We start from the raw sequence: 24024 nt of genomic DNA on the forward strand, positions 1-24024 counted from the left end.
CCCACCTGGTGGACGCCGCCGGACACCGGGTGATGGACGGCGTCCACCCGCTCGCCGACCTGGCACCGCGGGACGTCGTCGCCAAACAGATGTCACGGGTGATGGCCGCCCAGGGCGTCGACCATCTGTACCTCGACGCCCGCAACCTGGGCAGCTCCACTCTGTTGCGGCGCTTCCCAACGATCACCGCCCGCTGCCGCGCCGCCGGCGTGGATCCCGTCCGCGAACCGATCCCGGTCGCCCCGGCGGCGCACTACGCCAGCGGCGGTGTGCGCACCGACACCTGGGGGCGTACCAGCGTCCCCGGCCTGTACGCGTGCGGCGAAGTCGCGTGCACGGGTGTGCACGGAGCGAACCGGCTGGCGTCCAACAGCCTGCTGGAGGGGCTGGTCTTCGCCGCCCGCATCGGCACCGACCTCGCCCGGGGGCTGCCCACCCCGACAAAGCCCGCGAACCCGGTGGTGGGACGCGGCTCCGCGGGGCTCGCCGACCCGGCGGCCCGCGCCGACCTGGCCCGCACCATGGCCGACGGCGCCGGGGTGCTGCGCAGCGCACAGAGCCTGCGGGCAACCACGAAGGCGCTGGCCGCGCTCGGGGACCTACGGATCGGCGGTACGGTCACCGCCGGCCCGGACGCCTGGGAGATGACCAACCTGCGGACCGTCGCCACGGCGCTGGTCACCGCTGCCGCAATGCGCCAGGAAACACGCGGCTCGCACTGGCGGGAAGATTTCGGTACCACCGACGACGCACAGTGGCGTGGCCATATTCTCACCCGACTGGACGCGGAAGGTGAGATTTCAGTGACATATGAGCCGTTGGACGCCGCAGACGGTCCACCTCTGTCGGGCCGCGCGGGAGCTGCCAGGCCCGCCTCGGACGCGGCCTGATGCCGCTGTCATCAGAGACCCGCGGCGTGCTGGTGTCCGCCGGACTCGATCCGGACGCACTCGTCGAGCTCGTCCGCAGAGCCGTCGCCGAGGATCTGCCCGAAGGCCTAGCGGATTCCGGAGTGGACACAGGCGAGCTGGTTGACACAGGTGGTCCGGTGGACACAGGTGCTCCGGTGGAACGCGGAGCCAGCGCAGCGGGTCCGGTGGACCCCGGAGTCCGCAGGCGGGGCGCGGTCGACACGACGTCGGTCGCGATCGTGGCACCCGGGCTGCACGGCCGGGGAGCGATAGTCGCACGGGCACGGGGAGTCGTCGCCGGCCTGCCGGTAGCCGCGGCTGTCTTCGAGGTGGTCCTGGCCGAGCGGTACGCGGTGTGGCACGACTCTCCGGGCGTCCACCCGAGGCAGGATCTGCCGGATGTCCACCTGACAGGTGAGATCTCCGACGAACACACGAAGGCGGAGAGTGGCTGGACGGGTGGACTGGACGTCGAGATCATCGCTTCGGACGGCGACCGGGTAAGCCCCGGGGACGCTGTGCTGACCGTCGCGGGCCCGGTCCGCGCGCTGCTCACCGCGGAACGCACGGCGCTGAACCTGCTGTGCCACCTGTCCGGGGTGGCGACGGCAACCCGGCGGTGGGTGGACGCGGTGGACGGCACCGGGGTGTCGATCCGTGACACCCGCAAGACCCTTCCGGGACTGCGTGCGTTGGAGAAGTACGCGGTGCGCTGCGGAGGCGGGCGCAACCACCGGATGTCGCTGGCGGACGCGGCACTGGTGAAGGACAACCACGTGGTCGCCGCGGGTGGGGTGGCGGCGGCGTTCGCCGCGGTGCGGGCGAGATTCCCGGGCCTGCCCATCGAGGTCGAGTGCGACACGGTGGCTCAGGTCGCCGAGGCCGTGACGGCCGGCGCGGACCTGATCCTCTGCGACAACATGAGCCTGGATGATCTGCGCGAATCGGTCACGATCGCCCGTCCGAACGGGGTCGAACTGGAAGCCAGCGGAGGACTGACCCTCGACATCGCCCGCCGCGTCGCCGAGACGGGCGTGAACTATCTGGCGATCGGGGCGCTGACCCACTCGGCACCCGCACTGGACCTGGGTCTGGACCTCGATTTGAACCTGAATCCGGACCCGGACCTGGCTCCCGGCTCGGACACCGATCCCGGCTCGGACACCGATCCCGGCTCGAGCGCCGATCCCGGCTTGGGCACCGGATCGGGGACAGCCTGATGCTGCTCACGATCGACATCGGCAACACCAACACCGTCCTGGGCGTCTTCGACGGCGACCGCCTCGCGGATTCCTGGCGGGTGCGCACCAACCCGCACTCGACCGCGGACGAACTGTCGCTGCTGTTCCGTGGCCTGCTCATGGACTACGACGTCGATGGCATCTCGGTCTGCTCGACCGTGCCGGCGGCCCTGCGGGAGATCCGGCGCATGGTGGTGCGGGCATTCCACGAGGTGCCCGCGGTCGTCGTGGAACCGGGCACGAGAACAGGGGTGCCGATTCTCATCGACAATCCCAAGGAGGCCGGGGCGGATCGGATCGTGAATGTGCTGGCCGCCCATCACCTCTACGGCGGCCCGACGATAATCGTCGACTTCGGGACGTCCACGAACCTGGACGTGGTCTCCAGCCGGGGCGAGTTCCTCGGTGGCGCGTTCGCTCCGGGTATCGAGATCGCCCTGGACGCGCTAGCCTCAAGGGCGGCGCAACTACGCAATGTCGAGCTCATACCACCACGATCGGTGATCGGGAAAAACACGGTCGAGTGCCTCCAGTCTGGCATGATCTACGGAGTGGTGGGCCAGGTGGACGGCCTGGTACGCCGCATCACCAACGAGTTGAACGCCGAACCCGTAGTCATCGCCACCGGTGGGCTCGCCCCCCTCGTCATCCGCGAGAGCGAGACACTCCAGCACCACGAACCGCATCTGACCCTCATCGGCCTACGCCTAATCTTCGAGAAAAACACGTAGGAACCCCGGCGACACCGCACCGTTTCATGGAGTTCACATTCGTCAATGAACTCAGACATCGCCCGACACGACCCGGCGTCCATCTCAAGGCCAACCTAAACCTCTACGTGTTCCTCACAGGTACCCATCTCCCCATCAGCAGAAATACCTAACAACTATGTAATCACAACAATCGGACGCTGACGCCTGACATCCGTCCACACGACGGTGCCCGGTCTGGTGCCATCAGTAGTCTCTTTCTGCCGATCGGCTACGATGCCTGCCATGGCAGGGGTCAAGGTGGTGCCGCGGAGTCTGTCCGGTGGGCTTGCCTTCGAGAGCCTTGATCTGTATATGGCGGTCCGCCGACAGAGCTGCTGGCCGTGGCAGACCGGTAAATCCCAGGAAGCCAGCGGCTATGCCTACGCGGTCGCCGAGTTCGTCCACCTCGCGGTCAACACCGGCATCACCCTGGCTACCGCCGTCTCTGAACAAGTCACCGCCCCCATAGCCGCACTCACCATCGAGGGTCACCGCTCCCCTCGTCGAACGGCTCTCCCGAGCTATCCCGCTCAGCCCTCCGCCCGTCCCCGCCGATGTCGCCGACCCCGCCCCGACGGGAATTAGTTGCAGGCAGCCTCGGCCAGCGGACCGGCCGGAGGGTACCCATACGCGCCGGTTCCTTCGCCGGCTAGGTCCTCGCCGTCCCGCCGCACCCCTGTCTCCACCTCGCCCATAAGCGAACCATAGACATCCCCCAGCCGCGTCCACACCTTGCGCTCCCGGTCTGCACCCCGGCTACAGGACCGCACGAAAACGCCGGCTCCACCAGCCGTACCCGTGTCCGATGCAGGAACGACCAGGGTGGACATTTCGGCGTACAGCCTCCTAGGAATTCTAGGACACAGCATCTCGGAGGAACCCCATGCCGCCCGTCGAGGCGCAACCAGAAACGGTATCGATGCTTACCAAAGGCTTGCTGTTCAACTATAAGAACGTGAAACAATCTCGCCCGCTACCCATTGTGGTTTTATTGGGGCCAGTCGGTGCGGGTAAGACGCATACCCTCGAATCGATTGCACAGACCTGTGATATCGATGTAATAAACGCTCGTTTCGACTTTGGTCACGCTGAGCTCGATCGTACTGAACCAGCCACCACCATCGAGGTGCTCACTCGCCTCGCCTTTGGCTTGTCCCGCAAATGGAGGGCGCGCCCCAAAGCACAGTTCACCCGCTTCGCCCTCGGTATGATCGCGATACAAACACAACTGAACGAGATGTCCCGCCAGCAGGCGATGGACAAACTAGAAGTCAAGATTAACGAATTCCTCCGTACTCGCAAAATAGAAACCGTTACCACCAATGTAGCGACGCTGGCTACGACCGCAGAGAATTCAGGTCTCATCCCTACTCCTGTTGCGAATGTCATCAGGGAAATACTTCCCTCCTTGATCCGGACCGTCGCACGTAGACCGTTGAACAAAGCCAAACGCTGGCATGCTGCCGCTCTCCAGGCAATGGGCGCATCACCGCTTGATGCGCTCGTCGACCTGAACCGGCTTGCCCACGATCGCCACGACGCCGATGTGACGGCCTGGCTCACCGATGCCTTTCTCGCCGACGTCCGGGACAGCTATCCCCGGATGGCCCGGCCGGACCCGGGCAGTCCGTGCGCCTGTGACAACCCGGAAGAACAACGGCACCGGCACAATTGGCTACTCCTGTTGGATAACCTCGACCATGAGGGTGGCGGAACATTTATCACCGACCTGCTGGCGGCCCGGAAGCATCACCTCCGCCTACATCCGGGAGAGCACGACCCGCTCCTGGTCATCGCGACCAGTGGTCGATGGAACGCGGACTGGAACACAGAGTGGCGCCCGCCTTGGCTGGCCGAGCCGGACAGACCAAATCAGGCATGGACGGTACCACCGTCCCGTACAGCCACGTACAAACGTTGGTTCAACAATCAAACCTTCGAACACCCACGGTCTAGATACTACCCAGTGCTGCTCGAACCGCTCAGCATCAACGAGATTGCCCGGATTTTGGATACCGCTCCGCGTGATCCCAAGAGCATCCTGGCCCAGCGCGCCACAGGTGGTCTGCCTGCGGCCGTCTGTTCGATTGCGCCGCTGTTGCGTAATCAGGAGTTCCCACCCGGTGCTCGCAACGTTCTCGGGCCGTCTGACCCAGCGGCACCCAACGCTGATCCCTGGCGTGTCCGCCTGGACAACATGCGTCTGAACCAGTATCTGCCGGATATCGAGATCGAGAATTTTATCAGCGCTGCCCCGTTCGCAACCGCGCCATGGCTGGTACGCGGCGACGCAGAGGATATGATCTTTTTTCCACACGTCGGGCGCATCCTTACCGAGCTACGGACCGCTCTGTGGGTCACCACGCCGGCCCATGGCGGCGGAACCCCAAACTACGCCGAGTTGCACCCGTGGCTCGCCAGAACTCTCGTATCTGCTCTCGCACAACGAAATCCCAGCCAGAATCGCCCTTCTTACACGACTCAGTTTGAGACGCTACTCAACGATCCGGACACCCTTAACGACCCAGCTCGTAAATCCTATTGCCACTTGGCACTCAGGCAGATCAGCGAAGTGGTGAGTGCTTTCGAGGCCAGCTTTGACCAGGAGCCACACAAAGAGTGGACCAGCCGACTCAGGCTGGTGGTGCGAGCGCCCGACAACCTGCCGCTTGATCGAAGCTGCTCCCATCTTTACCAGCGACTGGTCAACGAGGACGCCCTCGACACGCCGCAGGATCGATCTCGACTCCGCAACACCGTCACCCGACTCGTAGTAACCAGTTGGCTGGCAGCCAATCCTTTCGCCATGCCCGATCCACGTCAGACGAACATCATCATAAGCACCTATCAAGAACTGCGTCTGCTGTCCCGACGGTCCGACATAGATGACCTTCAATTTTCATGATGGTGCATAACGCCATTCAGCTTACTGCCAACCCGCTGTTCTGACAGAAAACGGACTCGACCATGCCCCCGTTCCATCGTTTCGTCCCCTCCAGGGTGCGTGGTGGGCGAGATCACAAGCGCTTTCGCCTGGTCACTCCGCGCCGTTGGCCACGACAGCACTGGATCGTCAGTTCGGTCATCGTTTTAGTTTTTCTCACTGTTGTATCCGTTACACTTGTGGTATGGCATCCGTGGAGACAGCCACCATGCGGGCGGGGTTTGATCGCGATCGGAACACTTCGCACCTGCGTGGGTATCGACCTGGATTCGACAGGGTTCACGAAGACTGACCCCTTGGCCGACCTGGAAGACAGCCTGGTCAAGCAGAACTCAACGGTCAACCGCCCGTTCGGCACAATCGTGTTGCTCGACAACATGACCCCGGATTCGAGTAGCGACAGCGACAACCTGCAGGCCCTGAAGCATCGCATCCAGGGCGCGATGGCCGCGGTGTGGCGGGCGAACAACCAGGCAGTGGCCGGCGGCACGAGCCCGAACATCAAATTGCTGCTCGCCAACTACGGCAGCCGGGCCGATTCCTGGCGTGAGGCAGTGGAGGCGATCAAGCAGGCGGCCCAAGGCGAGCATATTGTCGCGGTCAGCGGTATCGGGCAGAGCCTGGATACGACCAAGCAAGCCGTCGCCGCCCTATCCGATGCCGGTATCGCCACCGTGGGTTCGGTCATCACTGCCGACGACATGAACACCGGCCCCGACGGACAACACATCCAGAACTTCTTTCGGGTGGCGCCACTCAACACCGATCAGGCACAAGCGGCGTTGTCGTATATCACGAATCATGACTACCAGAAGATCCTCCTGATTCAGGACGATAACCGGACGGACAGCTACGCGCAGACCCTTTCCTCGGCCTTCACCACCGCCTACAAATCACAGCACAAGGCCGAACTGGACTACACCGAGACCTACCGATCCCCGGACAGCAAACTGAATGGCGCGGACCGCGACATATACATGACGAACCAGTTCACCAAGATGCACAGCGACATCTGCGCGATCCAGCCCGATCTGATCTACTTCGCCGGCCGGAGCGCAGATCTCAGATCTTTCATGAAGGCACTGTCCGAGGGCGGCGCGTGCTCGCTCAAGTCACTGGACGTGATGACCGGCGACGACGCGGCCGATCTGGTCGGCAAGAAAATACCGTCCTCCGACTCTCTGAAATTCAGACTATTCTATACGGCCCTCGCGCATGGCGATCAGTGGAATTCTTTCCCAGCGGACTCGGACAATCGCAGGAACTATGATGAGTTCGCGGAGGCGTTCACTAAGACCGGATTCCCTCAAAGCGACCTCACAGACGGTCTTGCCATGATGAGTCACGATGCAGTTCTCACCGCGGCCGCTGCCGCCCGACAGAATACTCAAGCCACGACGGACCCCAGCACAGTCGCCGCCTTTTTCCTCCGCTTCCGATGCACCAACACCATTCCCGGGGCCAGCGGCGTTATAGCGTTCGGCCCGGACGGCAACCCGATCGACAAATCCATGCCCATCCTCCAGATCCAGCCCGACGGTTCGGTGACCCAGCAGGACTTGGCCTGGCCAACCGGAAAGCCACTCGACCCCATGACTACCTGCGGGTGAGCATGAGTCCCGACGGATGGCCCATTCCCGCAGTGCCCGCAGCACTTTCGCCATCCGTTGGGACGAGCTGTCTTAGGACGGACCGGGCCCGGTGAAAAGTCCAGGTGAACGATGGCCGGCTCACATCCGTCCATGCGGTGGGGCCGATGGCAGATCTGTGCGGCGTGGGCGGGCCGGAGCTGCTCGAGCGGTCCTGGCCTGACCCCGCTGTACCACGCCTGGGTCGACGGCCTGCACCGGATCGACGTGGGGATCGACGCAGTGAGGCAGATCGCAGCAGTAGTCCGGTCAGGTCATCGAGGGGCCACGCCAGACAGCCAGGCCCTGACCTTGCCGGGGGCTGCCGATCAACCGCCCTTTTGATCGTTCGCAGTGTGTCGCGAACGGTGCGCTACGATCGACAAGGTCCTTATCCAGGTTCGAACCAGGTTCGTGACCACGGGATTCGGACCGAGACGGCGGGGAGGAGAACACCAGCGCATGTTGTGGAGCGACCGGCTGGCCCAGGAGGTGGCCGGCCCACAGGTTGTCAACGACTCCAAGACCCCCTCCGGGCCGGTGCACGTCGGCGCGTTGCGCGGTGCGCTCATCCACGATGCCGTGTACCGCAGCCTGCTGCAGCGCGATGTGCCGGTCCGCTACCTGTTCGGGGTCGACGACTACGATCCGCTGGACGAGCTTCCCGCCATCGGCGGCGAGCAGTTCAGGCAGTACCTGGGAGTTCCGCTCTGTAATGTTCCGCCACCGCCCGGCTCGGACGCCGACAGCCTGGCCGAACACTACATCCGGGATTTCTTCGACGTCTTTCGGGAACTTCAGATCAATGCGACCACGTACCGCATGCGTGATATTTACCGTAATGGGTCGTTCGACGTGGAGATCGACATCATCCTGCGCAACGCGGACAAAGTCCGGCGCATCGACCGGGAGGTGGCCAACACCCGCCGGCCCGATGACTGGTTTCCTTTCCAGATAATATGCGAGCGCTGCGGCAGAGTGGGCACGACCCGTGTGCACGCCTATGACGGCGAGACCGTGTCGTACCGCTGCGAGCCAGCACTGGTCAAGTGGGCGCAGGGCTGTGGTAACAGCGGTCGCGTTTCGCCTTTCGGGGGTAACGGCAAGCTGTCCTGGAAGCTTGAATGGGTTGCCAAGTGGCATCACTTCCCGGTGACCATCGAGGGGGCGGGCAAGGACCATAATGCCCCCGGTGGATCTCGTAACGTGGCCACGCGATGTCTGCAGGAAATCTTCGGCGATGTACCGCCCCTCAACATTCCTTACGAGTTCTTCCTGGTGGGTGGCGCGAAGATGAGTTCTTCGCGCGGGGTCGGCGTCTCCGCCCGAGGAATGGCAAATCTCCTCCCGCCGGAGCTCCTGCGTTTTCTGATGGTGCGCACGCAGCCCAACAAGACGGTAGATTTCCATCCTGACGCGGAGAGGATCACCCGGCTCTACAGCGACTTCGATCGGGTGCGCGCGCGGACCACGGCTGGTGAAATCGACGGTGCGCTTTATCGGCTGTCGGCACTCGACGGGGATCCCGACTACTACGCTCCCCCATTCGATCTTGTCGCGAGCCTGGTGCAGCTTCCCCACATAAGTGTCGAACAGCAGGTGGAAAGACTTAAGGGAAGGCCCCTCGACCCCCGGGAACTCGAACATCTGACTCGCCGCGTGGAGAGCGCACGATACTGGCTTGAGCACTTCGCGGCGCCGGAGGAACATCTGGAGCTCAAGACGGCTCTTCCTCCGGAGGCGGGTCTCCTCCGCCCAACGCAGATTGCCTTCCTGCATCTCGTCGGGCAGAGCCTGCAGTCGAGCCCGTGGGAGCCGGACATTATTCAGGCCACTCTCTTCGACGCGGCTCGCATGACGCCGCTCAAGCAGCGCGATGCGTTCGAAGCGGTCTACACGGTATTTTTCGGAAGGGCTTCGGGGCCGCGGGCGGGGAATCTTCTCGCATTTCTGGACAAGGAATTCGTAATAGGGCGTCTCGCCGAGCTTTCCCTGGACGAGGGTGCCTTCTGGCGCGAGACGGCTCTAGACTACTCCGAGGTAGAGAAATGGCTGGAGGAGTCAGCGCCGAAAGCCACCTCGGTGTTCGCGAATCTCGTGTTCCGTGCTACCGAGGACACCTTCCTCGCCGATGATGTGCTTTACGTCCGGGCGGCCGGTGGGATCGAGCTGACGGTGACGCAGGAGGATGGTAAGAGGCATCTGCGACGAGTTGGCTTCGCCGCCGGCGAAGGCATCGGCAACGACCTCGCGACGGAACGCTCCCTGTTCGAAAGTCAGGCCACGGAACTCCTCAGGGAACTGGGCACGCGGATCGGTCGAGATATTGCCGTCACCGGCCCCGTCGTGTCGAGCTCACCATCCAGCCGCGAACCGTGAAGAAACCGACGGGGACGCTGCTCCAAGTCTTGATCCAGACATGCCGGAGGGCACTGTAGGACACACAGGTAGAAGATGTTGAAGGGCCAAAGGCAACGCGATGATGCTTTTCTCGTGCTGCCGGAGGCCCAGGTTCTCAGGGCGCTCTCTCAGCGGACTTCGTGGTGTCTATGGGCGGCGATTCCAGCTGTCGATGTAGGTGATCTCCTCGGCCGGTGGACGCACGGCCGGCTGGAAGTCCGTCTGTGTGGTGTAGGCGACCGCGAGCATGGTGATCTGGCTGACGTCACTGGGGATGCCCAGCAGGGCCGAGACCTCGGGCTCCTTGTCGATCAGATGGTAGGCACACATCGAGCTACCGAGGCCGTGGATACGAAGGGCGAGCTGGAAGCTCCAGATCGCCGGGTAGGCCGACCCGTAGTAGCTGGTTTGGTAGACGTGACCCTGCGGTGGAGGGCCAGGCAGGCAGGGGATTGCGAGGACCGGGACCCGTTCCAGATTGTCCAGCAGGTGCCGGGCGGAGTTCATGACGCGGTTCTGCTCCTCGGTGAGCTGTTCGCGCTGGGGCATGATCGTGGCCGCGGCGCCCCGGACGATCGGTGCGATCTTCGCGCGGAGCCCGGCGTCCCGCACGATCACCCAACGCAACGCGCTCAGCAGGTTGCCAGCCGCCGGGGCCTGCTGGGCGATGCGCAGGCTGTCCTCGATCACCTCGATGGGGACGGCCCGGTCGAGGTCGAGTTTGCGGCGAACGGTACGGGTGGTGGTCAACAGGGTTTCGACATCCATGAGTCCTCCAGGACGCATACTTACACCGTAAGCCTACCACATAGGTATTTACGCTGTAAGCCTGCTCCGGTGGAGCGGTAGATTCGTCCCGTGGCGCGGGAGACCTTGAATCGAGAGAAGGTCCTTGACGCCGCGCTCCGGCTGGCCGGGGAGCAGGGCATCGCCAAACTGTCGATGCGCAGGCTTGCGGCGGAGCTGGGTGTCGAGGCGATGTCGTTGTACAACCATGTCGCGAACAAGGCAGACCTGTTCGACGGTATGACCGCGCGGGTGTTCGAGAGCATCTCCCTGCCGGATCCGGGTCTGCCCTGGCAGGAACGGCTGCGGCTGCTGGCGGAGCAGCTCTATGCCGCATTCACCCGGCATTCGGTGGCGATGCGCGCGCTTGCCGCCGAACAGGCCAACCCGCGTTCGGTGGGTGCGCTGAAGGTCATCGACGCGCTGCTCGAAACACTGCTGGATGCGGGACTCGACGAGCGTGCCGCGGCCCGCGGCTACCGGTCGGTGCTGGGGCTGGTCTTCGGGACGGTCCTGACGGATACCGTCGGCATCGCGGGCACCAGGGCCGAGCGTACCGAGCCGGCCGGCTCCTGGTTCATCACAATGGTGACCGCAGCGGACACGCCGAGCCTGTGCCGAATTCTTCCCGCGCTCGCCGAGTCCGACTGCGTGCAGGATTTCGCATTCCAGCTGGATCTTCTGATCGCCGGTCTGCGCGCGTCCGTCAGCTGACGGACGCATGGGGCACGACCAACTCCCATCACACCATCGCCACCTGACGCCGTAGCACGGATGCGAATAACCAGTACGTGCCGAAGAAATTGGTACGTCGGGCCGGGCGCCGGTTCGGACCGGCACCCGGCGGGATTTTCAGCAGCTCGGCGTTGCCGTGATGTCGGCCGGGCAGTCAGGTTTGATCACTTTACGGACTGTAATCTGCCCATTGTCACCGAAGGACTTCACCACGACCGAGTGCCGCAGTCCCTCGGCAACCAGTGGCAGGTCGTTCAAGGTGGTCGGTGTCAGCTCACCGAGAATGAAGTAGTCGATGTCCTGCCAACCGTTCTTCAGCTTTCCTCGGACGGCCGGGTCGAGGTCCAGCTTGTAGAACCAGATCGGCTCGGGCTTCTTGCCGGCCAGCTCAAGATCCGTCCATATGTTGTCGTCGGTGACGACGGTGTGGCCGTCCGGAACATTCTCGATGTACCAGCGTGCCGCGTCCCGGCTCGGCCTGCTGTCGTCGGCCGTCAGTGCCGTACTCAGCTTCGGCGCCCACTGACCCGGGAGCGTCAACAGCCCCGCCGTCACGATGCTGGCCACGGCCACGAGACGCATCCACGTACCGAGCACGGCGGGTTGACTCGGGACCGGGGACGGCTGCGGTTCGCCGGTGGACGCCGCGTCACGCGGCAAGTCGTTGGGCAAGCTGTTGGGCAGGGTGCGGGGCACGCCGTCGGGCAGGCCGTGAGCGGTACCGGCGGCGGGTGGCCGGTACGGAAGCATCACGTCGAGCATGCCTGCCACGCACAGCGCCGCGAACGGCAGCATCGCCGTCACGTACGCATATGGCATGTATCCGTTCCGGAACATGACGGCAAGCTGGATCAGCAACAGTACCGCGATCATCCGCAGGCGCTTGACGAAAAGCGCCGGGACCGCGGCGACAACACCGGCGCACACCAGATAGGGATCGATGTGCAGCCACAGGTTGGCCATGCTGCGCGTGCTGCTGCCCGCGTCCAGCAGGCTTCCGCTCGCCGGTCGGTTGAACAGCTGCCATCTGGTTGCGCCGATCAGCGAGACGTGGCCGGCGCCCTCGAACAGCTCGTTCTTGATCACAGCGTAGAGAACGTAGAGGCCGCAGACCGCGATGAGAAAGCCGAGGAAATTGTGCCGCACGAACCGCCAGTTCCGCACGTCGCGGTTCTGGCGGAGCAGGAGGTAGACGGCCGGCAGGAGTATCAGGATCGTCTCCTTCGACCAGAACGCGAAGGCCATGAAGACGCCGGCCCAGATCGCCGACCCGGCGCTGCGCCGGGGAGATGCCGCACAGACCAACGCCGCCAGCAGCCACATCACGGCAATGTTGTCGAGGAAGGCCATCCGCTGGTACCAGACCGCAAGCGGCGCCAGGGAGAACAGCATGACGGCGAGAGCCGAGAAAATCCGTCGCAGCGCCAGCCGGCGGGCGAACTGGTAGAGCAGCGCGCAGCTCACCAGATGAACGACGAACATGCATTCGCGGGCGGCGGCCACCGCCGTCGGAGCCCGCTCGAACGCGTGCGTGAACGTCGTGTAGACGGCGATGAGCAACCATCCTCCGAAGGGATGGTCGTACCAGTAGGTGTAGTGGGCGATCCGGCCCCAGTACTCCATGGCATATGCCTGCGCCGTGTAGGTGCCCTCGTCGTCGTTGACACGGCCCGGCCAGCCGTCCCGGTTGATGCCGTGCACGAGCCCACAGACGATGAGAATCACGGCGAGGATTGTGATGCTCTGCCAGTGCTCTAGCAGCCAGACCATGGCCCGGCCCCGAGCGTCCGCGACGGAATCACCGAATCGGCGGCCACGGCGGCCACGGCGGCTATCAGCCGGTTCGGTGCCGGTGTCGCGGTCGAGAACCGGAAGCGTGGTTGCGGTCACGAGACCCCCTCAAGCTCGGACGGGGCCGGTATCACCACGTGGTGGGCGCCGACATGCGTCGTCTTTTCCCATTCGAGTTTTCCCTGGACCAGACGCACGACGGCCCGCAGTGCCGCCAGCGACAACACGAGCTGGTAGACCGGCGCACTCACTATCAGCCGGGCGCTGTCCAGCGGAGTCACCTTGATCCGGTACGCGTCGGCAAACTCCCGGAAGGCGGCCTCTTCGGTGAGCGTCAGCATCAGCATGGCAATGAGTGGCAACCAGAAGATAATTACAATACCCACCGACCCGCTCAGGAAAAAGGCGAGCAGCACGGAGGCCGGCAGGATCAGGCCGGCCATGGCCTGGAAGAACGGCATCAACAGCATCTCGGCGGCTAGCACTCGCTGCCGCCGGCCCGCCAACCGGCGCCAGTCGCCCTTCCGGAAGACCTGGATGAAGCCCATCATCCAGCGGGTGCGCTGCACCACGAGTTTTCCCAGGCTTTCCGGCGTCTCCTCCCGGGTGGTCAGCTCGGGATGGTAGAAAACCGCGGTGACGACGCCTTCCACCGAGGCGCGCACGCCGAGATCACAGTCCTCTGTCAGGCAGGAGACATCCCAGCCGCCCAGCCGGTCAAGAATCTCGCGCCGGATGAACACGGTGTTGCCACCGAGCGGGATGAAACGCGCCATCGCCTGATAACGCAGCCGCGACATGAACCAGATGTAGTACTCCAGGCAGTTACGCGCCCGCCACCACGAGGTGCCGCTGTTAGCCCAGTCGGCTAGGGCGCGCAGCGGTCCGCCCGACTCCGGCCGCCGCCAGTGGGAGCCGCGGACGTTCATCAGCTGGACGCCGCCCTGGAAGATCCCGATTTCCGGATGGTGCACGGCCAGTGTGTTGATGTAACTGAGCAGACCGCGCGCGATCAGGGATTCCGCGTCGACAATTCCTATCAGCTCACCGTGGCAGTACTTTCGCGCGTCCTCGAGTGAAAGCGGTTTGCTTCGCATCGCGCTCCGGGGCGTCACGACCCTCACATTGGGGTATCGGTCCGCGAAGTCCTGCGCCATCTCACGGGTCTCCCGGTCGAGCTCGTCGTCCGACACGACGACGATGAGCTCGAAGAGATTCAGCGGATAGTCACCTGCCAGCACCTGGGTCAGGGTGCGCCCGAGAACGGGTTCCTGCCGTGCGGGCACAATCAGCGAGAAGGTGTACCTGGGTGGTGCCTGATCCTCCAAGTTCACATGATCGACCCGTTCGGGCAGCTGCCAGCTGTACTGGGCCCGTACCAGCGTCAGGCCGGCAACCAACAGCATCACCAGCGACACCGCGGTCCACGTTCCAAGCGCCACCTCACCGCGATTGTGATACAGCGCCTGGGTCATGTCGACGAGCAACGGCAGGGCGGGCAGCAGAAGGCAGCCGCGCAGAATGCGAACGTACGGAGTTGTCACGGTGGCACCGAAGACGAACCAGGAAGACGACAGCAGGTGCGCGGAAACCACCACGACGGCGCAGGCCAGGGCGGCCAGGAGATTACGCAGGCCGACCTGACTCATGACCGGGGGGTTCACCGCAGCCTTCGTGAGTGCGGCGAACAGCAGCCAGCCCATCGATTCGGTCGAGATACGAACAAGGGCGAGCCAGACCCGGCTGCCTTCGTTCCCATGCCAGATGAAGCCACGGTCCAGACCCCACAGCAGGATTGTCGCGGCGGCCACCGAATATCCGTACCCGGACTGGCCCCAGGTCCCGAAGAAGTAGCCGAAGAAAGCCATCAGCACGACCCGTGCGACAATGTTGGTCCCACCGCCGACAGTGAAACGCAGCTGCCTTGGCATCCTCGTCAGGAAAGCGTGAAACGACGGTGGCGTGGCAAGCGCCTGATTGGGGTTCACTGATTCCTACCTGAGTGGTCGGTACAAACGGCCGGCGTCAACCGGACGGCAACGGCCCGAGACCGTGCAGGACGGTCCGGCGTTCTCACGAGCGTTCTCACGAGGCGGCCAGCAGCCTCGGCAGGTCGGCCGCATAGTCGGCAACCGTGGAACTGGCGAAGTACAGGACATGTTGGATGTCGTCGACACCGTAGGCGGCGACCTGGGCCGCGTGTGCCACGGTGTACTGGCCGCCGGGTGCCTGCTGCGCCTGCGCGAGCGGCACACCCACGGCCTGTTGCGCGGCGTCAATTTGTTCCGGCGAGCCGGTAAGCCCGACGAACGAGGAGTCGAACTGGTTGAGCCAGGTCCGCAGCACCCCGGCGGTGTCCCGCCCGGGGTCCGTGGTCACGAAGACGACCGTGAGCGCCGACCCGACATCGGTACTCACCAGTTGTCTGGCGGCGGCGATGTCAGCCATGGTCGTCGGACAGACGTCCGGGCAGTTCGTGTAGCCGAAGAAAAGCAATGTGGCGCGCCTGGCGGTCTGCCTGGCAAAGTCGAAACTCCGCCCGGAGGTGTCCACAAGTGTGAACGACGGCCGCGGCCGGGAAACCTTCGGGACGGTGCCGTGCCAACCGCTGGTGGCTGTTGCGGTACCCGCTGACGGCCGTACGGGCGAACCAGCGTCCAGGTGTGCCGGCTCGCCCGCGGCGCAGCCAGCACACCCGGCCAGGCAGAGCAATGCCACGGCAGCAATCCTGCGGAGGGCCGGCCTCACGGCGTCGGCCCTACCGGTGAATCGCAGGGCATATTCTTGGCCTTTCTGACGGCTGACCGGATCGAAACGGCAGAAGCGTGTTGACGACCACGGACCCGGGCCCGTGTCCGAGAGCCATCCGACGTGCGGACGGCGTGACGACGGCCTTTGTGCACCCGGGGTTCCCAGCGGATCGGCTTCACTGGTCCGTCAGGTCCGTCAGGTCCGAGAAACCCGCGAGATCTAATCGGTGCAGACCGTCGCACCACGAGGGGCGCTTCCGCCGGCGCCGGCAAGATGCTTGCTGTCCGTTCCCGTTACCTTGAGCGGTCCGAATCCGGCCTTCCGCAGGAAGTCACAGTCGACCGGACGACCGCCGGGAGCGACCTTCGGAACACAGACGTTCGTGTTGCCTCCGGCGTCCGCGTAGTTGTGGTCGCAGCCGTCCACCCACAATGTCGCGGGCGACGGCCTACCGTTCCCGTGCGGCTGGATCCTGCCGCTGAGATCCCGGTTTCCGGGCCCGAGCGCGTGTTTGACCGCGACCGGCCGAACATCACCGCTGTCACCAGCCGGCGGGCCGAACACGCCGGCCACGCGAAGGCCGACGAGCAGGCCCACCGTGACGCATACAGCCGTCGCCGCGCTGAGAAGGATTCTCCGTCGGGTCATCCGACATGCACCCACTTCGCCACGGATGGCACTCCGTTCATATCCTGGACGAACATCATGTAGTAACCGGCCGGAATGATGTTCGGATTGCTCGGAACCGCCACACTGATATTCGTTCCGGTGCCTGTTATCGGCAGGTCGACACTGCGCTGGTTCGGGTCCGACTGATGGGTGACCGACGCCGGGCGGATCAGCGTGACGCGGCCGATGTTCCCGCTCACGGTCAGGTTCTGCGTCGAACCGAGGTCGAACTGGTCAGCTGCGGCGGTAATGGTCGGCCGCTGCCTCGACATGTACCAGGGAGAGTAGACCGAGATTCCCAGGTCGAATTCTCCGGTCGCCGGATTGTTCCCGATCGACGCCACCCGGCCGTCCGGAAGGAGGAAGGACTCCGAATGGTACATCCGGGCCAGCGGATCAGCTGGCACCGGTGTGAACGTGTTGGCGACCGGGTCGTACATCGACGCCTCGGGTACGGCGTACTCGGCGTAGTTGTGCTTCGCGCCGCCGGTCTCGAACACCTTTCCGTCGGGCAGGATGACGGCGCTGACATACATCTTGGCCGCCGGCAGGTCCGGCCCAGACGTCCACTGCGGATCCTCCTTGCGCAGGTCGATGATGTCCGTGTGGTTGGTCGGATCGAGGTCGCTGTAGGTGTTTCCACCGCCGAAATCGGCCACCTTCTGGGCCTGGGCGGGTGGAAGCAGCACCGTGGCGCCCTGGTCCCGGAAGTCGATGTCCCGCAGACCCGGAACATCGGTGATCGTTCCAGTGGCGATATCGTATATCTCCGACCCCGACGTGTTCGGCAACGCATTGCCGAAGGTGTGCGTACCGGCATAGAAGAGCCGGCCGTCCGCCATCAGCACCATGTTCGGATAGAGACCCCAGTAGAAGTACGTCTGCGGTACCTCGTTGAAGGGTTTCCACTGGTTCTTCTTGGCGTCGAACATCTCGACGGCGACGTTTCCGGAGCCATTCTCGTTGAGCCCCCCCGTCGCAAACACCGAGCCGTTTCCGAGGTTCACCAGGGAGGGGTACCAGTGCCCGCCGCCCGGTGTGTCGTTCGTCTTGGTGTAGGTGTTCGTCATCGGGTCGAAGAGATAGCTGATCGCCAGACCCTTGTAATTGGTGGTCGGTGTCGGGTACTCCAGCGTTCCACCGGCGAGCAGAATCCGCCCGTCGGGGAGCTGGGTGTGCCCGGCGCAGAAGAGGTCCTCCTGGGTGGGAACATCGGCGAACTCACCGGTCGACGGATTCCACACCTTCGAGACGAACTCGTTGTTCGCCGCCGCGTTTCCGTTGTTCCCGGAGCCGGCGACGAGCAGCACGTTTCCCGTGCGCAGCACGGTGGCGTGCACCGACCGGACCGGGGACTGGTAGGGCAGGACCTCCCAGGAGCCCTGACAGTCGCCCGTGCAGCCACCTGATGGCGGCGGAGGTATCTCTCCGGGATCTCCACCACCGCTGTAGCCGGCACGTACCAGCCCGCCGCCACCACCCTGGTAATACTCGACGGTCACCTTGTGCGTTCCGGCGACGACGGTCCTGGTCGCCGTGAAGGCGGTCGGCCCCTGGTCCCGCCATTCGTCGATGACGAGGGCGTCGTCGAGGTAGATCCGGACCCCGTCGTCAGCCGTGGCGCTGAACGAGTATTCCCCGGATTCGAGACGGACGCTCCGGGTCCAACGGGCGGAATATCCAGACCCGCCGATTCCACCGATCCCCGGGCCGGTCTCCCCCCAGTCAAATCTGATGTCGTCGTCACAGCGTGAGTCGGCCGCCGGCCCCGCCAGCGTCGTGTTGGCGAAGTAGTCGCCGGTCCACTGCTCCGCCGCGCAGGTGACGGCCTTCGCCGGGTCAGGAGCGACGAGAACGACGGCGACCAGCTGAATGGACGCCATCGCAAGCAGCCCGGCCAGCGCACGACGCCGTCCGATCCGCCGGCGCCGTCTTTCAGGCCCGGTCACGCCTCGGCCTCCCCCACTGCTCCGGCAGCCACCCCGCGGCTGTATCGGAAAGGATTACGCACCGGCCGCCGACACTCGCTGTAAATAATCCTGTCGACCAGTACGTAACGAACGGAAACGGCGATCCCCAAGGTCACGAGCGTGGCCGCCGGAACGCTTGTGTGCCATCGGTCGACAAACAGTCCGAGCAGCGGGAGCCGGATGACGAGGTCGAGGTTGTTCAGCAGCGCGAAAGGCAGGTAGCGACGGATCCTGGACTGGCTACCGCCTTCCCAGACCAGCAGCTCACAGCCGATGAAGTTCCAGAGTATGGCGAGCTGGGTGGCGACCACCGCGGCTACCATGTAATGCATGCCGGCATGGTGCAGGAACGCGGTTCCAAAAATGTTGGGCAATGTCCCGGAGGCACCTACCAGGGCGAATCTCGCCGCCCTGGGCATCCGCAGCGAGAACAGCCGCCGAGCAAAACGGACTCCCTCCGACACCGACGCGTTCGACTCTCCGGCGTGCCGTTCACCGAAGACATAGCCGACCTCGACGACGCGCAGCCGGCCGGTTCGTACCAGCAGCTCAAGCAGGATCTTGTAGCCGTCCGGACGGAGCCGATCCAGATCCAACGCGGCAATCCGGACGAGGAAGAAGCCGCTCATCACGTCCGAGACACCGCGCAGCCGCAACGGGAAGGCAAGACGTGACAGCAGGTTCGCGCCGGAGGAGACCAGCCGGCGGACTCCGTTGGCAAGTCCCGATGCGCTCCCCCCGGTGACGTACCGGCTGCCGATGACGACGTCGACATCACCGCTGACCGCCGCGGCAAGGAGCTCGGGAACCACCTCGGGCGGATGCTGGAGGTCGCCGTCGAGAACGACGGCATAGTCGGCACGGCACAGCCGGATGCCTTCGGTGACGGCTCCCCCGAGTCCACCGGCCCGATAGGGCGCGGGCCGGTGATGGATCCGGACCCGCATCCGAACGGAATGACGGAGCGCCATGACGATCTCAGGTGTGTCGTCGTCGGAGTCATCCACGAAGATGACCTCACTGGGTAGACCGGCCAGCGCGGAATCAAGGCGGCGCAGGAGCGGCTCGATATTCGCGGCCTCGTTCCGGGTCGGTACCACCACCGACACGACTACTTGTTCGTCCGGCCGGTAACCGGAAAAAGATGTGGTGTGCGTGGTCGAAAGCACCGTCGAGGAAGCTCGCGGCCGCGGCACCAGATCTGCCAGATAGGCGTCGAATATACGCTCGTCAGGCACACTCATCCACTGATCTCCCCTGGTTCGCAGACGGCGGCCGCCGCGGCCGGCCGCTGCGTACACGAGTTGCCGTGACCGGGGTTCCCGGTCCGACATATGAACTGTTGGTGCGGCCTCTTTCTGACAGATGCTGTCCAGTCGGCCGAAGAGTGCGCAATCATTCTCTTTTCGCGCTCGGGGTTCCTGCCGGATCGACGGAACCGATCCGGCAGGTCCGGAAGGCCGGAGATCCCCGGAAAACCGGAGGCCTAAGGGCGGCGCGATTATTTTTCTCCCGTGCCCGGGCTTTCCGCTGGACGGGAGAATCTGCCGTGAGCGCCTGCGTGAAAGAAGGTGGACCACGCGGGCTCGACCCGCGTGGAAACCGTCCCGACGGGCGGGGATAGGAACGCGGCGGACCGGGTCCGCGGAACTTCAGTCCATCGGCTCGGTCACGACATGATGACGGAGAAACAAATTAGGAATACGACCCCCCGGATCCACTCCGGTAACGCAAATTGTGTCGGTGTGGAGCGAACGTATCAGGAGTCGATCGAGACCTGGGTCGGTCACCGGTGTGACGCGCACGTATCGAGTGGGTCTCAGCACCGGCGAACGCGACGCAAAAATCACCGAAACTACTCTCGGTCGTTGGTCGACGTGCGGAAACTACCGGCAGTAATCGGCCCTGTTTCCCTTAACCGCATACCGATTACAAGCTATGAACCGTGCCACAGCCGGCACAGGTGGGCCCATTTCAAGCTTTCGCCGTACCCGAGCGACCCGGAATACCCCGCAAGAGCACCGGACTATGACGGATTCACGACAACCTTACCCGGTCGAGACCGTCCTCCAGGAATGCCGCCATAGGCCCGACCGGATCGACGAGCCACCGCTCCGGTGGCTGCCCGAGCCTGCCGGCACCACGAGGAGAGCCGTGGTCGGGCAGCCCCTGGCCGCTGAACAGACCGCGGTCGGCCATCCAGGCGGCGAACTCCGGGGCTGGGTACAGCCCGAAAAGGTCCCGTACTCCGATCGCGTCACCGACACCCGTCGACCGCTGGCTGGCCACCTGGCCGGTGACGGTGTGGCCGGAGGGCACGCCAGCCACGTGGTTACAGCCGGCGGCAGCCAGCAGCATCAGCAGATCGTCACCGGTGTTCTGACCGCTGTCGACACGACTGGTATAGAAGACGTCACACCCCATCGGCAGTCCGAGCAGCTTGCCGACAAAGTGATCCTCCAGCCCGGCCCGGATGACCTGTCGGGAATCGGACAGATAGTCCGCTCCACCGAATCCGACCACGGAGTTCACCAGAAAGGGGTCGAAGGCGCGGGCGACACCATACGCCCGCGCGGAAATCGTGAGCTGATCCAGACCGTGATGCGCCTCGACCGAAAACGCACTGCCCTGCCCGACCGCGAAGTACATGACCTGGTCACCGACGAAGTCACCGGCACGGTCACGATGGTGGTCGAGAACAGCCTGCCGGCCGGCATCCAGGAGACCCCAGTTCACCCCGAACGCCCGGTTCGCGCTCTCCGTCCCCCCGATCCACCCGAACAGCAGGTCGAGGGGAGCACCCGCCTCCATCGCGGCGAGCTGGGTGACGACGCGCCCGAGAACGCAAGTCTGGGTCGGTACGCCGAGCTGCCTGACAAGCGAGCCGAGCCCACGTAGGGTCCGCTCGACCTGGGCACCGGACTCCATGGACGCGTTCACCTCGATCACGGCGTCGCCGCATCCGGACATCAGGCCGTCCAACGCCGGCAGCAGGATGCCTTCGAGGTCGTCCATAGGATGGTTCGAGCGGACATGAACACCGAACACGCCTGTCTCACCCATCGTGCTTCGACAACGGGTGACCGTCCGCAGCGGTTTCGCGGCGGTGACCAGCTCCTTGTCACTCATGATTTTCGCGACCGCCGCAGCCATCTCCGGCGTTATTCCGCCGGCCAGGCCGGAATGCCACCGCACGGGAAAGTCCGGCCGCAGCACCAGATCGCGGAACTCGCCGACGGTCAGGGACGACATGGCACTGAAACAATCCACGTCGTGGATGCTGACAATCAGATCGGTGACGGCGTCGTCGATCAGCGGCGTCGCGGCGATCTCCGACAACCGGACGTCGGCGAGCGCGCCTCTGGCCGCTACCCGTTCGGCCGTCGAGTACGCGGCGAGGCCCGCCAGCCGATCACCGGACTTCTCCTCGCCCGCCTTGGCGAGCAGCTCCGCCAGATCCGCGAACACGTATCGCTCACCATGCACGACCGAATGGAAACCCACGGTCCACCTCTCTATGCCGGCCCCGGGTTACGACCACTACTCCCGGCTTCGGGAGCATCGCACGACTGCTGACAGTCGACGACGACAGCCGTGTGCCAGACCGCTGACGGCCCGTGACATCAACCCCGGTCTTCGGCATCCCCGGCCCGGACGACGGCGCCCAGCAGGGCGTCGACGTCACTCGCGGTAGCGTCTGGGTTGAGCAACGTCAGCTTGAGGTGGACCGACCGGTCCGGCCCGAACTCGGTACGTCCCACGACGGCCCGGCCGGACTCCAGCAGCCGCCGCCGCAACCGGGCGTTGATCCCGTCAACGTCGACGGTACCGGTGGCGGTGCCGGCAGTGGTGCCGGTGGCGGTGGCAACTGGCAGATACCGGAAGACAACCGTGCTCAGGGTCACCGGTGCGGCCAGTTCCAGGCGCGGGTGGGAGCTGATCCGCGTGGCGGCGTGGCAGGCCAGGTCATGGCAGGCGTCCACGAGCCTGCCGAGCCCATGGCGTCCCAATGCCCGGAAAGTGACGGCGATCTTGAAGGCGTCGGCGCGCCGACTCGTGCGCAGCGACCGTCCGAGCAGGCTCGGATAGCCGGCCAGCGCATCGTCGGTCGCGTTGAGGTAGGCGACCTCGTGCTCCAGGGTCGCCCACCTTCCTGCGTCGCGCGTGAGCAGGACCCCGGCCGCTATGGGCTGCCAGCCCAGCTTGTGCAGGTCGAGGGCAACCGAGTCCGCCTCGGCGATCCCGTCGAGCAGGGGCGCGAGCCGGTCCGACAGCAGCGCCCCGCCGCCGTAGGCCGCATCCACATGCACCCAGGCGCCGTGCGCGCGGGCCACCTCCGTCACCGCCCGCAGCGGATCGAACGCGCCGATGTCGGTCGTCCCGGCGGTCGCAACGACGACTGGAGCGAACCTCCGGCCGGCGCGGTCGGCGCTGCGCCGAGCACGCAAGATCGCAACCTCCAGACTGGACGGGTCGAGCCGGTGCGTACCGTCGGTTGCGACCGGCACCACCGCGTCGGGGCCCAGACCGAGCACCGCCGCGGCCCGTCCGATCGAGAAATGCGCGGCGGACGAACAGAACACCCTTACGGCGGGACGACCTGGCAGGCCCGCGGCCGGCGCGGCGGTGGTCAGTGCGGAGAGGTTGTCGCGGGCCAGCATCAGCGCGGTGAGGTTGGACGCCGTACCACCGGTGGTGATCGCTCCGCTGGCCGCAACGGGATCGAAACCGACCAACCCGGCGAGCGCGGCGACGACCTCGGTCTCCATGGCCGTGGCCGCGGGCGCCTGGTCCCACGAGTCCAGGGACGGGTTCAGCGCGGAGACCACGAGGTCGGCGGCAACGGCCACGGCAAGCGGCGGGCAGTGCAGATGGGCGGCGCAGGCCGGATCGGCCGGGTCGGCCGCCCCCTGCGCAAGCATGCGGGTGAGCCCGGACAGGGCGGCGTGCGTCCCGACGCCCTCGGGGGGAAGCGCCCAGGGCCCCTGGGCGGGAAGCTCCCGAGAGCTCTCGGCGGAAGGCACCCCGGGGGGGCCGGCTGCCTGGTCGGACAGCTCCTGATCGGGCGGGCGCCCGGAACGTCCCCCGAGCGCCCCGGGGACTTGGGCCTCCCGGACCTCCCGGATCGACTCCGGCGACCGGGGAGGAACCCCGGATCCGGCAGGAACCCCGGCCGTGAAAGAAACATGATCGTGTCGCCTTTGGCCCTCCAGCACGTCATGGACCCACCGGCTCACGCCTGCCGGACCACCAGGTGGCAGGGGACCGCCACGGGCCGAGGTCCCGGCCGCAAGCCCGTCCAGGGCGATGGCCACCAGTGACCGCAGCCGGTCGATTCCGCCGGCACCACCGGCCAGCCCGGCGTCGACCGCTCCCGCGCCGGCTGAAACGGTGGGCGAACGGCCGTCCCCGGGCGGGGCGGTCACCGCGGCGCCCAGACGGTGCC

General features: G+C 65.1%; 17 protein-coding genes. 8 read left to right on the top strand and 9 right to left on the bottom strand.

All coding sequences use genetic code 11. The annotated features are described in order from the left end of the window. The 7 genes from CV1CTNOD_RS23395 to lysS form a co-directional block, all read left to right on the top strand. Positions 1-890, top strand: an 890-nt coding sequence (locus CV1CTNOD_RS23395; protein WP_131788128.1) for an FAD-binding protein, incomplete at its 5' end; no start/stop codon positions are given. Continuing rightward, on the top strand, positions 890-2131 hold the full coding sequence (nadC, locus tag CV1CTNOD_RS23400; RefSeq protein WP_242606963.1) for a carboxylating nicotinate-nucleotide diphosphorylase: 1242 nt from the start codon (positions 890-892) through the stop codon (positions 2129-2131). The genes CV1CTNOD_RS23395 and nadC, both read left to right, overlap by 1 nt. Continuing rightward, complete coding sequence (locus CV1CTNOD_RS23405) at positions 2131-2883, top strand: type III pantothenate kinase (RefSeq protein ID WP_131788098.1); 753 nt, start codon at positions 2131-2133, stop codon at positions 2881-2883. Before nadC ends, CV1CTNOD_RS23405 begins: the two co-directional genes overlap by 1 nt. 264 nt (positions 2884-3147) lie before the next feature. Further along, positions 3148-3489, top strand: a complete 342-nt coding sequence (locus CV1CTNOD_RS23410; RefSeq protein WP_131788099.1) for a hypothetical protein — start codon at positions 3148-3150, stop codon at positions 3487-3489. Positions 3490-3787: 298 nt separating this feature from the next. Then, positions 3788-5809, top strand: coding sequence for an ATP-binding protein (locus CV1CTNOD_RS23415; protein ID WP_131788100.1), 2022 nt, complete (start codon positions 3788-3790; stop codon positions 5807-5809). Between the two features lie 290 nt (positions 5810-6099). After that, positions 6100-7458, top strand: a complete 1359-nt coding sequence (locus CV1CTNOD_RS23420; RefSeq protein ID WP_165485692.1) for an ABC transporter substrate-binding protein — start codon at positions 6100-6102, stop codon at positions 7456-7458. A gap of 480 nt (positions 7459-7938) precedes the next feature. Next, positions 7939-9855, top strand: a complete 1917-nt coding sequence (gene lysS / locus CV1CTNOD_RS23425) for a lysine--tRNA ligase (RefSeq protein WP_131788102.1) — start codon at positions 7939-7941, stop codon at positions 9853-9855. Between the two features lie 168 nt (positions 9856-10023). Here lysS and CV1CTNOD_RS23430 read toward each other — a convergent pair whose 3' ends face one another. Beyond that, positions 10024-10644: a nitroreductase family protein gene (locus CV1CTNOD_RS23430; protein ID WP_131788103.1), complete on the bottom strand. Its 621-nt coding sequence runs from the start codon at positions 10642-10644 to the stop codon at positions 10024-10026. A gap of 90 nt (positions 10645-10734) precedes the next feature. Here CV1CTNOD_RS23430 and CV1CTNOD_RS23435 point away from each other — a divergent pair, with 90 nt between their 5' ends. After that, positions 10735-11376 carry a TetR/AcrR family transcriptional regulator C-terminal domain-containing protein gene (locus tag CV1CTNOD_RS23435; protein WP_131788104.1) on the top strand — a complete coding sequence of 214 codons (642 nt, stop codon included), beginning with the start codon at positions 10735-10737 and terminating at the stop codon, positions 11374-11376. A gap of 138 nt (positions 11377-11514) precedes the next feature. Here CV1CTNOD_RS23435 and CV1CTNOD_RS23440 read toward each other — a convergent pair whose 3' ends face one another. The 8 genes from CV1CTNOD_RS23440 to CV1CTNOD_RS23475 form a co-directional block, all read right to left on the bottom strand. After that, positions 11515-13287: a glycosyltransferase family 39 protein gene (locus tag CV1CTNOD_RS23440; protein ID WP_131788105.1), complete on the bottom strand. Its 1773-nt coding sequence runs from the start codon at positions 13285-13287 to the stop codon at positions 11515-11517. Further along, entirely contained in the window at positions 13284-15119 is a 1836-nt protein-coding gene (locus CV1CTNOD_RS23445) for a glycosyltransferase (protein WP_242606964.1), read from the bottom strand. The genes CV1CTNOD_RS23440 and CV1CTNOD_RS23445 overlap by 4 nt, the downstream gene beginning before the upstream one ends. Positions 15120-15273: 154 nt before the next feature. Beyond that, positions 15274-15906: an SCO family protein gene (locus tag CV1CTNOD_RS23450; RefSeq protein ID WP_242606965.1), complete on the bottom strand. Its 633-nt coding sequence runs from the start codon at positions 15904-15906 to the stop codon at positions 15274-15276. Positions 15907-16158: 252 nt separating this feature from the next. Then, positions 16159-16587 (bottom strand): hypothetical protein, encoded by a 429-nt coding sequence (locus CV1CTNOD_RS23455; RefSeq protein WP_131788107.1) that lies wholly within the window; start codon positions 16585-16587, stop codon positions 16159-16161. Further along, positions 16584-18557: a galactose oxidase-like domain-containing protein gene (locus tag CV1CTNOD_RS23460; RefSeq protein ID WP_242606966.1), complete on the bottom strand. Its 1974-nt coding sequence runs from the start codon at positions 18555-18557 to the stop codon at positions 16584-16586. Before CV1CTNOD_RS23460 ends, CV1CTNOD_RS23455 begins: the two co-directional genes overlap by 4 nt. Then, positions 18554-19822 carry a glycosyltransferase gene (locus CV1CTNOD_RS23465; RefSeq protein ID WP_242606967.1) on the bottom strand — a complete coding sequence of 423 codons (1269 nt, stop codon included), beginning with the start codon at positions 19820-19822 and terminating at the stop codon, positions 18554-18556. The genes CV1CTNOD_RS23460 and CV1CTNOD_RS23465 overlap by 4 nt, the downstream gene beginning before the upstream one ends. A 793-nt stretch (positions 19823-20615) precedes the next feature. Continuing rightward, on the bottom strand, positions 20616-22082 hold the full coding sequence (gene eutB, locus CV1CTNOD_RS23470) for an ethanolamine ammonia-lyase subunit EutB (protein ID WP_131788108.1): 1467 nt from the start codon (positions 22080-22082) through the stop codon (positions 20616-20618). Between the two features lie 119 nt (positions 22083-22201). Further along, the gene (locus CV1CTNOD_RS23475) at positions 22202-24004 is read right to left on the bottom strand and encodes a pyridoxal phosphate-dependent decarboxylase family protein (RefSeq protein ID WP_347402980.1); all 1803 of its coding nucleotides are present in this window, start codon (positions 24002-24004) and stop codon (positions 22202-22204) included. Between the last annotated feature and the right edge of the window lie 20 nt (positions 24005-24024).

The sequence above is a fragment of the Protofrankia symbiont of Coriaria ruscifolia genome (assembly GCF_900634745.1).
Lineage (GTDB): Bacteria > Actinomycetota > Actinomycetes > Frankiales > Frankiaceae > Protofrankia > Protofrankia californiensis.